The following is a 12,889-nucleotide window of genomic DNA, read 5'->3' on the forward strand; positions in this document are numbered from 1 at the left end:
GGGAAAAAATGGAAAATGCGACTACCAATCTTTTCACAATAAAAGAAGAAATCGACGGACCAAAAATTAAAGTAATCGGTGTCGGCGGCGGTGGAAACAATATGATAAACTATATGGCGAACAGAGGGATAAAAGATGTTGAATTAATAGCTGCCAATACCGATATTCAGGCTTTAAAAACAAGCAAAGCCCATAAAAAAATACAGCTTGGTGTAAAACTTACAAACGGGCTGGGTGCTGGAATGAGGCCTGAAATAGGAGCAAAAGCTGCCGAAGAGAGTTTTGATGAAATAAAAGAAAGCCTTGAAGGGGCAGATTTAGTATTTATTTCAGCAGGAATGGGAGGCGGAACTGGTACAGGAGCAGCAAGTATCATTGCTAAAGCGGCAAAGGAATTAGGCGCCTTAACAGTAGGAGTTGTTACCAAACCTTTCAGATTTGAAGGCAACAGAAGAGGTAAATTGGCTGAAATCGGTACAAATGAGCTTAAAAAAGAGGCAAATTCAATAGTTGTAATACCCAATGACAAACTTTTAACAATAATAGACAGAAAAGTAGGAAGAAGAGAAGCATTCTCTCTTGTGGACGATGTATTGTTTAAAGCTGTTCATGGAATTTCAAATATGGTAATTTCATATGGTGAAAATGACATAAACGTTGACTTTAACGATTTAAAAACAGTAATGTCACATCAGGGATTGGCCCTTATGGGTGTGGGTGAGGACAAAGGTGAATCAGCCGCATTTAATTCCATAAAAAAAGCAATTGAATCTCCTTTACTTGATAACATTTCAATTGAAGGGGCTATGGGTGTGCTTGTTCATTTTACTATGCATGAGGATTATTCTCTTGATGAAATTTATGAGGGTATGAATATAATTGAAGAAAAAGCCCATGATGATGCCGATATAATTTTCGGTACTTCAACAGATAACTCATTGGCACCTGACGAAATAAAAGTGACTATTGTCGCAACAGGCTTTGAAAAAAATGATGCGGCAAATAAAGAAGATATCAAAAAAAATATTGAAACAATGTTGGTAGGAAAAGAAAAAGTAGTCGGCGGAATAGAACTTGATGTGGATGAGCTTGATATTCCGGCATATATGAGAAGAATGAAAGATTAAAAAATTAAATAAAAGGCTGATATCACATAATCAGCCGCAAATACCACAACAGAAGAAACAACAACAGCCCTTGTGGTACTGATCCCCACTCCTTTGGCACCCCCTCTTGTATGATAACCTATATATGTTGAAATTGCACTTATCAAATAGCCAAATACAATTCCCTTTGTAATACCTTCGTTAAAATCGCTTAATTCTCCAAACTGTCTTATTTTATCCAGATACGCATAACCGTTTACATCAAGAGAATATATGGAAATCAAATAAGACCCCACATTGGCCACCGCATCAAAAAACAAAATCAATAAAGGAAGTGAAATAATTGTAGCAATAATTCTTGGAACTATCAGGAAATGTCTGGAATCCACAGCCATTACATCAAGCGCGTCTATCTGCTCGGTTACTCTCATACTTCCAAGTTCCGCTGCATAAGCACTCATTCCCCTGCTTACCACCATTAATGCGGCAAATACAGGACCGAGTTCTTTAATTACAGATATAAATATTGTATAACCCATAAAATCATCTATCCCGAATTTATGAAACGCATCGTATAAATTTACAGCTTCAACAAGACCTGTAAAAAAACCGGTTAAAAAGATAACACCGATTGAGCCGTAACCGATAAATGTAATCTGATCCAACAAATTTTTAATTCTATACGGAGGTTTAAAAAAAAGAAAAAATATTTTTATTTGGAAAATAAAAAAATCGCCCAATATATTGATAAAATTTATTGTGTTTTTCCCGATATTATAAAAGAAGCGGTTTATCAATTAAGCCCTTTTTTGATAAAATTATAACAAAAAAGGAATAAAATGGCGGAAGAAAAAGAAAATCAGGAAATTGGGGAAGAAAAAAAAGAAAAAAGCGGAAGTAAATTATTATTAATTATTATTATTGCATTATTGCTGATATTATTGATTATAGGTGGATTGGTTGCATATTTTTTACTTACAAACACATCTGAGCAAAACACAAATCCGCAGACACAAGAAAAAACTCTAAAAAAGAAAGTCAGTGATATGGCTCAAATTGGTCCGATTTATCCGCTTGATCAGTTTATAGTAAATTTAGTAAGCAACAATGCAGACAGATATTTAAAATGCAAGGTTTCCCTGGAACTGGATTCACCGGATCTTCAAAACGAAATTGATAAAAAACTGCCCGCTGTAAGAGACACCATAATAAATATTCTTTCCAGTAAAACAGTAGAAGAAATTCAAACGGCAAAAGGAAAAGAAAAATTAAAAGAGGAAATTAAAAGAAAGCTGAATGAAATGCTTACAACAGGCGAAATCAGGCATGTTTATTTTACGGAGTTTGTTATTCAGTGATAGGCATAGATATTGTAGTAATTTCAAGAATTGAAAATATGATTGATAAATTCGGTAAAAAAGCAAAAGATAAATTTTTAAATGAAGAAGAACAGAAATTTTTTTTAACCCCCTCTTCCGTTGCGGGGGCATATGCGGCCAAAGAAGCATTTTCAAAGGCTATTGGAACGGGTATTGGAAAAGAGTGTAATTTCAAGGATATTATTATTCTAAAAAATTCAAAAAATAAGCCCTATTTTTCAGAAAAAACAATTAAAAAATTTAATTTAAAAAATGCCGACCTTTCAATTTCCCATGACGGAGGATTCGCCATCGCCGCTGTTATAATTTCCAGATAAATTTGATATAATTTCATTCCTGTCCCCGTAGCTCAGCCGGATAGAGCGCCACCCTGCGGAGGTGGAGGCCGTGCGTTCGAATCGCGCCGGGGACGCCAAGATTTTAGAATTTTACAAATAAATTATAATAATTAAATTTTTTTTCACAAAATACAAAATAATATTAAACTTTTATAATTTTCACAAAAATTTTTTAAAATATATCTCTCCTTCTTTTCCAATAAAATCATAATTTAAATTCATATAAAGTCTCCCGCTTAATGCTAAATGGGGTAATGGGATAAATTTTTTAGATTTTATAAATTTTTGATAAATTGGATCAGCAATTATATAATAAAATTCATCATTAAACTTTTTAAAACCCTCTTCAGTTTCTGTGAAACTGAAATTTTTATTTTCAAAAAAACAGCAGTTATTATTCAATAAATCATTTTTTATTGGGGAAGCGGCAAATGCTTCAATACCTAAATTTTTTTCAAAATATTCTTTTATACTCAAAGCTATAATTGGCTCGTGAATTATCAATACTTTTTTATTATTTACAGATTTTTTATTAATTAAATTTTTTATTGTTTCTCCCACAGGAAAACCTACAATATATGGGATATCAAAATTCTTATGCATATATTCAGCTAATTTTAATCCGCTTGAAGTAATTACAATATTCAGAGCTGCTTTTGAACTTTCAATTAAGTTTTCAAAATTTTTTTCCATTCCCCAGATACTGATGATTTTATAATTTAAATTTTTCAGTAAATTAATTAATGGATTTAAATGCGTATGATGCCCTATATCGAGATGTACAGCCCCGAGAATGTTTACAGTTTTTTCCTCTTTTTTTTGAGGTTTTAAAACAGTTTTAGCCAATTCTAAAAAAGCTCTTGAAGCGCCTTCACTATATGTTTCAGTTCCTTTTGTATTAATATAAAAAAGAGGGATATTTAATTCTTTTTGAATAGTTTCAGATAAACCGTTTAAATCAGTTCCTATAATTGCGGAAACAGGGGTGCCCATTAATACTAAAAATTTCGGTTTTAAGTTTTTTGCAACATTTATAATTCTATCGATAAATTTAGCATCATTTCCGAATACTGCATCCATTTCTAAAAGTCCCGCACCTACTAATTTTGTTTTATTTCTATACCATCTGTATTCATCTCCGATATTTATATGCCATGCACCTCCTGCCGGACCGTATGTAATCATCAATCCTCCAAGTTCATATAGTGCTGAAGCAACCCCAAAATATCCTGAAGCAAGAGGTAAAAGATTATCTATTAATTTCATATTTACTCCTATATAAGATAGTTATATTTATATATCCAATCATAATTGCTGATTGGATTTTTAATATTTTCTTGTATTGAATCTAATAAATTTTTTAAATTTTCATATCCGTAAAAAGAGTGTTGATATCTTGAAAGAGGGATATTGACAGCATTTTGGCAAAATATACCGGCATCAACCCCAAACGCTAATTCTATATCGTTAAAAAAATTTATATTTTCATTTAAATATGGATGTGAAACGTTATAAATATAGGTTTCAGGGGATATTTTAGACAATTCATTAATGTATTCTTTTTCATGAAGTTTTGGAGAATTTCTCAAAAAAACTGCTTTAACATTTCCTCCTAATTTTGTTAAAGCCAGTGCCAATTCCAAAGGATTGCCGTAAACACTGCTTCCAACAGCAATATTTTTATTTTTTATAAATTTGTTTTTACTTATTAAATTTTCATTATTTTTCTCTTTTATATTAATTTTTTTATTTGTTATTTCTTCAATTTTAGAATATTGTTTTTTTATTTCCAAAATATCGTAACTTACCGGTGCGAATATATAAGGAATATCTAACTCATTATACATTTTTTTTGCTAAAAGTAAGCCTAAAGGATGAATCACGATATTTAATGAAGCAGAAGATAATTTATACAAATCATGGACATTTTTAAGTGTAGGAATTTGATAGATATTTTCATAACCCAACTTTTTAAGAAAAACCAATAATTCTGAATCTTCTTTCAATGGTATAAAAGTTCCTAAAATATTAACACTGTTTTTATTTATTTCTGTTTTTTTATCTTTTAAAATATCAATTAAAGATTGATATGCCAATTCAAAAGGGGAAGGTTTTAATCCTATCGTTAAAGGTGCCATTACTGTATATATTATTTCAATATTTAATTTTTTTTTCATATTTTCAACTACATCTGTATAATCGCTTTCTAATAAATAATCGCAACATGTTCCCGCCAATATAAGTATTTCTGGCTTTTCTTTTTTTGAAATTTTTAAAATAGCTTCTTCCACTTTTGAAAAATGTTTTCCCATTATAATATCTATTTCGTCAATATTCAGCATATAAAAACGCCCGTAAAAGTTTCTTGCATGGGACATAAAAGAGGAGTGTCTAAGACAGGCCAAAGGTCCCACCATCAGGCAAATACTGTTAGGCAAAAGTAAAGTGGTTTCAACCACTCCCCATCCTGCAAGATTCGGACCCATGGACTCCAGGGGTGCAAAAGGAAAATTTTTTTCATTTAATTCAGAAATTTTAACTCTTGTCTGTTCAATAAGCATCTAAAATCCTTTTTGCAATTGAATAAAAATTTTTACTTATTTGAGCATTTTTGTCATATTCTATTACAGTTTTTCCTAAAAGTTCCGCCTTATTAATAGATTCATCCCTTGGTAAAACTCCCAATATATCAACATTCATTTCTTTTGCAAAATTTTGTACTTTTTCCAATTCATTAGGTATATTTCTTAAATTGACAATAATTCCCAATAAAGATGCATATCCTTTGTTTTTAAAATTTCTAACAGCTTTTATAATATTTTCTGCCGCAAAAAGAGACAGTTTTTCTCCGGATGTCACTACAATTACTTTTTCGGCATATCCTTTTCTCATTGGAACCGCAAAACCGCCGCATACAACGTCTCCCAAAACATCATAAAAAACAACTTCGGGTTTATATATTTCATAAGCATTCAATTCTTTTAAAAGTTCGAGTGCCGTTACAATACCTCTGCCCGCGCATCCTTGGCCGGGTGTTGGACCGCCAACTTCAAAAGTCACAGTATTTGCAAAACCTGTTTTTACTATTTCTTCGATTGATTTTGGCATACCATTTTCTTCAATATAACTAAGTATTGTTTTAGGAGGCACTCCTCCTAAAAGATTTATTGTAGAATCTGCTTTTGGATCGCAGCCTATTTGTATGACCCTTTTCCCCATTGTTGCAATAGCAGCGGATAAATTGGATGTAATTGTTGATTTTCCAATACCGCCTTTACCATATATTGCTATTTTTTTCATTGGTATTCCTTTATTTTTAATGAATTCCCTTTAGTTCTTGAAATTTTAATACCCGCTTTTGTAATTACATTTGTAGCTTCATTTATATCTACATAACGTTTTTTAGGTGCACATTGAAATTCAAATTCAATTTTTTTATTTTTACTTTCGAAAGAAGGGTTGCAATTTGGCATCAAAACGTTACATCCACCTTTAGTAAAACATAAAAATTGCCCATTTTCAGGATTAAGTGTTGCAACTGTATTTGCGGCTGCAATATGCGTGTTTTTAGTTACAATTCTTGTTAATGCAAAAACTCTCAACATAAGATTAAAATTTCCGGAAGAAAACTTTTTTAAAGGTGTTTGCGGATGCGGAATAAAAGGACCTATATTTATCATATCGGGTTGAAAATCCTGAAAAAACAGGATATCGTCTGCCAAATCATTGAAAGTTTGTTTTGGTAAACCCACAATATTGCCAGCTCCTACCTGGAAACCTGTTTTTCTTAAAAATTCTAACGCTTTTATTCTGTCTTTTAATTTTCTGCCGGGTCTCATTTTTTCATATAATTTTTCATTCATTGTTTCATGTTTCATTAAATACCTATCGGCTCCGGCATCTTTGAATGCTTTATAATCATCAAAAGACAACTCTCCCAAGCTCAATGTAATGGCTACATCATATTTTTTTTTGATTTGTCGGATAATGCTGCAGATTTTTTCTCTTGTAAAAAAAGGGTCTTCCCCTGATTGTAAAACTATGGTTTTTATCCCTTTTTGGGCAATTTCACCGGCTATTTTAATTATAGTTTCTTCATCCATCCTAAAACGTTTCATTTCTTTATTACTTTTTCTTAAACCGCAATATAAACAATCACTGATACAATAATTGGAAAAATGTATAACTCCCCTTATATGAGCTTCATTACCACAGTGTTTATTTCTGATTTCTGTTGCTCTTTCAAAAATTTTATTATCGTTTTTTATTAACGATAGAATAATTTCAGTTTTATTTAACATCATTTTTCAACTTTTTTCTTTCATTTTCAAACATCATTAAAGCAGCGGGGAAAGGGCTCAAAGTTCTCTTAATAACTCCCTGTAAAAAAGAAATCGCCATACCATAATTTGTAATAGGAACGTTAACTTCTTTTGCCATTTGTATGCGTGAAAGCATTCCTCTTCTATTTAATACACATCCGCCGCAATGGATAATAAGTTTATAATCCGATACATTATCAGGGTAATCTTTTCCGGCATAAACATCAATTTGCAAATCCCCCCCTACATACTGTTTAAGCCATCTTGGAATTTTAACCCTTCCTATGTCATCCTCCAAAGCATGATGAGTGCATGCTTCAGCTATTAAAACTTTATCTCCCGGCTTAAGAGCATCTATATGTGCGATGCCCCTGGCTTGTTCTAATAAATCTCCTTTATAACGGGAGAAAAGTATCGAAAAGGTTGTCGCTTTTATATCTTTTGGAATATCCGCAACCATTTTTAATACCCCCTGTGAGTCACATACTACAATATCGGGTTTTTGATTTAAAATAGACATTGCATATGAAAGTTCTCTTTCTTTAACAATCAGTGCCATGGAATCGTTATCCAAAGTGTCTCTTATAGTTTGAACCTGGGGAAGTATCAATCTGCCTTTAGGAGCTTCTAAATCAATAGGAACAACCAAAACAGCCAATCCCCCTGAGGGGATTAAATCACCTATTAACGCCGGCGGTTGTAAAAAATCAGATGGGCAAATATCAATAATGTGTTTTTTTAAAGCATTAATATATTTTTCTTTATTATCACTGTCTAAACTTGAAACTTTAATAATGTTTTTTCCAAAAATTGATTCAAGTTTATTTATAAATTCATCCGAAGGCTTTTGTAAATCGATTTTATTAATAACAGCAATTAAAGGAATTTTTTTTTCTTTTATTATCTGAATTATATTTTCTTCATAATCAGTCCATTTATCAGGCTCTAAAATTAATAAACAAATATCAGTTTTTTTAAGAACATTTAAAGTTTTTTCTATTCTTAAGTTTCCCAAAACTGAATTATCATCAAATCCAGCTGTATCTAAAAAAACAACCGGTCCTATTGGCAATAATTCCATTGTTTTTTCGACAATATCTGTTGTAGTTCCGGCAACAGGGGAAACAATCGAAATATTTTGTCCTGTAATCATATTTAAAAAAGACGATTTTCCGACATTTGTTCTTCCAAAAACACCGATATGTAATCTTAAACCTTTAGGTGTTGATATCATTAAACAGCTCCTTTAATTTATTCTTATCATATCCAAGAGAATTAAGATTTTCAGGAAAAAATAATTCAAGAATTTTTTCGCCAAATCTATTTTTTAAAAATTCTTTTATATTCGTTATGTTTTTATTTTGTATTTCTTTTACAATTTTTAATGTTTTCTCATAACCTATCAAAGGGAGTAAAACGGTTAAAATTGAAAAACTTTCTTCAAAATATTTATTACATATTTTTTCATTTGCTTTAATTTCTTTAATATGTTCTTTCAAGTTTACAGTTATATTCAAAAGCAGTTTTAAAGATTCTATAAAACTAAATGCTATTAAAGGCATAAATTCAACAATTTGAAAAGATGACAAAGAAACACAGTCTCTTATTACATTAAAATCGGATTTAACTTTTATTGCTGTTTGTATTGCAGATTCAAGTATTACGGGATTTATTTTGCCAGGCATTATAGAAGAACCGGCTTGAACTGGCTTTAATTTTATTTCTTTTAAAAAATTCATAAGACGGATATCATTAGAAATTTTAAATAAATTTGAAGAATAAGCATCAAGAATACCTACAACTTCCACAATATCATCTGCAAAAGCGGTTACACTTACAGGATTTTCAGCACGGGAAATATTTAATCCAGTTAAATCTCTTAAAATTTCAATAACCAAAAAAATATATTCCCTAGGGGCGGTTAAACCCGTTCCTATTGCAGTAGAACCAATATTTAAGACCCTTATTCTCTCTTTGCATTTCCATATTCTCCATCTGTCTCTGGATATAGCTTCGGCAAAAGCCGAAAATTCCCTGCCGAGAGTAAAAGGGACTGCTTCTTGAAGTTCTGTCCTCCCGATTTTTAAAATGGAAGCAAATTCTTTTTCTTTTTTTTGTAGAATATTTTGAAAATCTGCTATAACTTCGCTTAATTTTTCCAATAAAAAAAGCGCCGCTATTTTTAATGCGCTTGGATATGTGTCATTGGTTGATTGATGAAGATTTACATGTTCAAGCGGATGTATCGGATAATGTTTACCTTTTGGATATCCTAATATTTCATTTGCCCTGTTAGCTATCACTTCATTTATATTCATATTTGTTGATGTGCCAGCGCCACCTTGCAATGCGTCCACTATAAAATCTTCCTGAAATTTTCCATCGATTATTTCGTCACAGGCATTACATATTGCATTAGCATATTCTTTGCTGAGATAATTTAATTTAGCATTTGTTGTTGCACAGGCTTTTTTAACCAATGCATATGCTTTAATCAACTCATTTGGCACTTTATATCCGGATATTTGAAAATTATTATAGGCTCTTGCGGTATTTATACCGTAATATCTATCAGATGGAATCTTTACTACACCTAAACTGTCTTTTTCTTCTCTAAACAACTAAGTAACCTCCGTGATTTTACTTGAAATAAAAAGAGCTGAACAGCTCTTTTTATTGTTTTATAGAGTTGATTTGAACTAAATCGTCTTCAACCCATTTAGGGGAATGATGTTCGGCGGCATCAAAAGGCATATAACCGCTGTCCAGTCTCCACATTGCTTTAAAATCTTCCATATTTATTATTGAAAGAGGCAAATGAACAAACGTTACAAGGGCTGTAGTTATTATAGAACCCCAAACATGGAAATAAAAGAAATAAAGCATAAGTTCTTTGCCAAGCCCTTGTTTTGCAAAATAAAGCGCCCATCCTGTTACTATCAATCCGAAAATCATAAATATAAAAATTAAATAAGCGACTTTTTGTCCAGCATTATATTTTCCTTGTGGAGCAGTTTTTTCAGGACCGAAAGGAATACCGAACATTCTGGGATATCCGCCTAAATTTTTAAACCATGCAAATGTGTCTTTATCCCATTGTAATAAATTTTTCATTATAATATAAAACCTGTCCGGTGCTATTAAAATAAAAGAAATAAAATTCAAAGTAAAAACAATTGCCGTCCAGATGTGAACTTCCATTAAAAACTTAGCACTTTCACCTGATGCCCATTTAAAATATACAGCCATTCCGGTAAAGGCCAATATATACCATGTAATTGCATTGATGTTATGAAACATTTTTTCATAAACAGGAAATCTCAATACCCTTTCATTTTCAGCAAGCATGTTTTCCTCCTTTTAAATTTAAGTTGGTTCTAACAACATATCCTTTTGTATGTAAAAGTTCTTCTGATATTTCACTCATCGGATGGTTCGCAAATTTTTTATAAAATTCCTGAACAGTAGGATTTTCGTGAGAAGCTGCCAATCCTTTTTGCTGTAATCTTATATCATCTTTATATAAACCTGTTTGCCTCATTTTTATATATTTATTCCTTTTTTTGAAAAGATCTGTAATTACATAACCTCCAACAGCGATAACCGATACTATAACCCCTGTAACTTTAAGAAAAGTTCTTCTGTCTATTAAAGTGGTGGCAGGTTTTTCTTCATATTGATAAGATAATTTTTCATTCATTTTATTCTCCTTTTTTATTTTAAGCATTTAATCTTAAAGGTAATAACGGGTCTATCCATGAAGTACCCATTGGATTAACAGGCTGTCCTCCTCCGTCAATACAACCTCCGGGACAATTCATTACTTCAATTATATGGTAAGGTGAAGTGCCTTTTATTACATCTTTAACAATTTTATCAAGATGATTTTTTATCCCGTTAACTACAGCGGCTTTTACCACAATTGTTTTTCCGGATTTAAGAGTAATAGGAATTTCTGCTTCTCTTAATCCGTCAGTATGTCCCCTTACTTCATAAAAATCCCATTTGGGCGGTTCTTTTCCAGAGAGAATATAATAAACTGTTCTAAGAGCAGCTTCCGTAACGCCTCCGCTGTTACCAAATATTGTGGCAGCTCCCGTGTAAATTTCCGTTTCCGTTTCATTTTCTTTTTCCGGTAACTCAAGAGGATTGATTCCTTTCATTTTAAGTAATGTGGCTAAATCCCTTGTTGTAAGCACTGCATCTGTATCAGGGAATGGAGGGGTGTCTTCTGGAATATAACCTTTTTCTTTTAAAAATTTCCAAGAAGAGTTGAATTCCGGTCTGCTTGCTTCAAATATTTTAGCGGTACACGGCATTATTCCGACAGTGTAAACGTTTCTCGGATCCACTTTCCAAATGTCTAAAGCAGCCCAAGTTTTTGCAGAAGGACCTGCCATTTGCATAGGGGATTTTGCACCGGATATGTGAGGGATTAGTTCTGGATAATATATTTCTGCATATCTAACCCAACCCGAACAGCAAGATGTAAAATGTGGTAAAGGATGATTTGCCATTTCATTTAATTTTTCGCTTCTTTCTCCTAACAGCCAGTATTTTACTTTTGCTATAAATTCGCTTCCTTCTTCCATAATTGTTTGATCGGCCGCTAAATTGTTTTCATAAATTTTAAAACCAGCTTTTTTTAATGCATTATGAAGTTTTCCAACTGTTAAAGTACCGGGAGGTGCTCCAAATTCTTCGGCTATTGCCACACGGACCGAAGGGGCTATTACCGCCACAACAGTTTTTTCTTTATTTTCCAGATTTTTCATTACCTCTTCTACAAAACTTAATTGTTCTATTGCACCGAATGGGCAGTTAATTAAACATTGACCACAAGCAATGCATTTCATTTCATCAATTGAGTGGGCAACACCAATAGCACCGTTTATCGCATCTGCTGGACATACATGTCTGCAGGTGTCGCAGCCTACACAGCTTTGAGAATTTATTTTAATAATACCTTTTAATTCTCCCGCTCTGTATGTACCGGTTGCTATATTTACATAATTTTTCTCTGTAGGAGAAAAAATTTTAACCTTGGCTGTTTTTTTCATTAAAAACTCCTTTCATAAAAATTTTTAAGATTAATTTTCGTTAAATTATAATATTAATTCTTAAAAATAACTTAAAATTTAATTTTTCTTATATAAATTTAGGACTAAATTAAATTTTAATAGATAAATTCATATATAAAATGTGATTACAGAATAAATTAATGACTTTTAATTAAGGATTTTTTATATTTTTTCATATGTAGAAAATTGTTTTTTATTTAAGAAGTTATAACATAATATTATATTTAAAATATTCAAATTTTTATTATAAAAAAAATTAACAAATAAAATCAAAGCTAAAATAATCAATCTAAAAAATTTAGATTATTCTCAAAATTATGATTTATAAGTGTCTGTCACTTATTATACTAAAATTATTATTAATTGTAAATACTTTTTTCATTTATTCATTCTACATTATACATTTTAAATTTTTCATTATTTTGCCCGAGAGGGCGTTCACGTAGTGACTTTGGGCTCCGCCAAGTCACAGTGTGGGGATGGGAGCATCGGTTTAGGGGCGAGTCCATCTCGCCGCACACCCCGAAGCTACCGTCTCCCCTAAAAAAAAGGTTGTAGGGCCCCAAAATGTACGGGTAGCGCTCCTCCCAGGCATTAAAATTATAACAAAAACTTGAGCTTTTGTCAATCAAGATTTTTAAAGAACACTTTATAAGCAAAAAA

The 12,889-nt window shown here is 31.8% G+C and carries 13 protein-coding genes and 1 tRNA gene; 4 read left to right on the top strand and 10 right to left on the bottom strand.

The genetic code is table 11. From position 1 onward, the window contains the following. Positions 1-8 precede the first annotated feature (8 nt). On the top strand, positions 9-1,127 hold the full coding sequence (gene ftsZ, locus DZ67_RS0100330; RefSeq protein WP_024790477.1) for a cell division protein FtsZ: 1,119 nt from the start codon (positions 9-11) through the stop codon (positions 1,125-1,127). On the opposite strand, the gene DZ67_RS0100335 is transcribed toward ftsZ, so the two are convergent. Continuing rightward, complete coding sequence (locus DZ67_RS0100335; protein WP_035002980.1) at positions 1,124-1,903, bottom strand: MlaE family ABC transporter permease; 780 nt, start codon at positions 1,901-1,903, stop codon at positions 1,124-1,126. The two genes, ftsZ and DZ67_RS0100335, sit on opposite strands and share 4 nt — an antisense overlap. Positions 1,904-1,945: 42 nt before the next feature. On the opposite strand from DZ67_RS0100335, the gene fliL reads away from it, so the two are divergent. The 3 genes from fliL to DZ67_RS0100350 all read left to right on the top strand — a co-directional run bounded on the left by fliL (position 1,946) and on the right by DZ67_RS0100350 (position 2,900). Then, positions 1,946-2,464, top strand: coding sequence for a flagellar basal body-associated protein FliL (fliL, locus tag DZ67_RS0100340; RefSeq protein WP_024786727.1), 519 nt, complete (start codon positions 1,946-1,948; stop codon positions 2,462-2,464). Next, complete coding sequence (gene acpS, locus DZ67_RS0100345) at positions 2,461-2,802, top strand: holo-ACP synthase (protein ID WP_024788986.1); 342 nt, start codon at positions 2,461-2,463, stop codon at positions 2,800-2,802. The genes fliL and acpS overlap by 4 nt, the downstream gene beginning before the upstream one ends. A gap of 21 nt (positions 2,803-2,823) precedes the next feature. Beyond that, positions 2,824-2,900: transfer RNA gene (locus DZ67_RS0100350), tRNA-Arg, on the top strand. Positions 2,901-2,982: 82 nt separating this feature from the next. Here the strand turns inward: DZ67_RS0100350 and DZ67_RS0100355 are convergent. Genes DZ67_RS0100355 through DZ67_RS0100395 form a run of 9 tightly spaced genes read right to left on the bottom strand, consistent with a single transcriptional unit; the run spans position 2,983 to position 12,205 of the window. Next, positions 2,983-4,089, bottom strand: coding sequence for a nitrogenase component 1 (locus DZ67_RS0100355; protein ID WP_024786729.1), 1,107 nt, complete (start codon positions 4,087-4,089; stop codon positions 2,983-2,985). An 8-nt stretch (positions 4,090-4,097) separates the two neighbouring features. Beyond that, positions 4,098-5,384 carry a nitrogenase component 1 gene (locus DZ67_RS0100360; protein ID WP_024786730.1) on the bottom strand — a complete coding sequence of 429 codons (1,287 nt, stop codon included), beginning with the start codon at positions 5,382-5,384 and terminating at the stop codon, positions 4,098-4,100. Next, positions 5,374-6,123 carry a nucleotide-binding protein gene (locus tag DZ67_RS0100365; RefSeq protein ID WP_024786731.1) on the bottom strand — a complete coding sequence of 250 codons (750 nt, stop codon included), beginning with the start codon at positions 6,121-6,123 and terminating at the stop codon, positions 5,374-5,376. The genes DZ67_RS0100360 and DZ67_RS0100365 overlap by 11 nt, the downstream gene beginning before the upstream one ends. Then, a complete protein-coding gene (gene hydE / locus DZ67_RS0100370) occupies positions 6,120-7,127 on the bottom strand; it encodes a [FeFe] hydrogenase H-cluster radical SAM maturase HydE (RefSeq protein WP_024786732.1) in 1,008 nt (335 codons plus the stop codon). The genes DZ67_RS0100365 and hydE overlap by 4 nt, the downstream gene beginning before the upstream one ends. Beyond that, on the bottom strand, positions 7,114-8,379 hold the full coding sequence (gene hydF, locus DZ67_RS0100375) for a [FeFe] hydrogenase H-cluster maturation GTPase HydF (RefSeq protein WP_024791663.1): 1,266 nt from the start codon (positions 8,377-8,379) through the stop codon (positions 7,114-7,116). The genes hydE and hydF overlap by 14 nt, the downstream gene beginning before the upstream one ends. After that, on the bottom strand, positions 8,363-9,766 hold the full coding sequence (locus DZ67_RS0100380) for an aspartate ammonia-lyase (RefSeq protein ID WP_024786734.1): 1,404 nt from the start codon (positions 9,764-9,766) through the stop codon (positions 8,363-8,365). Before DZ67_RS0100380 ends, hydF begins: the two co-directional genes overlap by 17 nt. A 52-nt stretch (positions 9,767-9,818) precedes the next feature. Then, positions 9,819-10,493, bottom strand: coding sequence for a cytochrome b/b6 domain-containing protein (locus DZ67_RS0100385; protein WP_024786735.1), 675 nt, complete (start codon positions 10,491-10,493; stop codon positions 9,819-9,821). Then, positions 10,483-10,845 (bottom strand): iron hydrogenase small subunit, encoded by a 363-nt coding sequence (locus DZ67_RS0100390; protein WP_024786736.1) that lies wholly within the window; start codon positions 10,843-10,845, stop codon positions 10,483-10,485. Before DZ67_RS0100390 ends, DZ67_RS0100385 begins: the two co-directional genes overlap by 11 nt. 19 nt (positions 10,846-10,864) lie before the next feature. Beyond that, positions 10,865-12,205: a [Fe-Fe] hydrogenase large subunit C-terminal domain-containing protein gene (locus tag DZ67_RS0100395; protein ID WP_024786737.1), complete on the bottom strand. Its 1,341-nt coding sequence runs from the start codon at positions 12,203-12,205 to the stop codon at positions 10,865-10,867. Between the last annotated feature and the right edge of the window lie 684 nt (positions 12,206-12,889).

Origin of the sequence: Lebetimonas sp. JS138 (assembly GCF_000523335.1) — a bacterium.
Classification (GTDB): Bacteria; Campylobacterota; Campylobacteria; order Campylobacterales; family Nautiliaceae; genus Lebetimonas.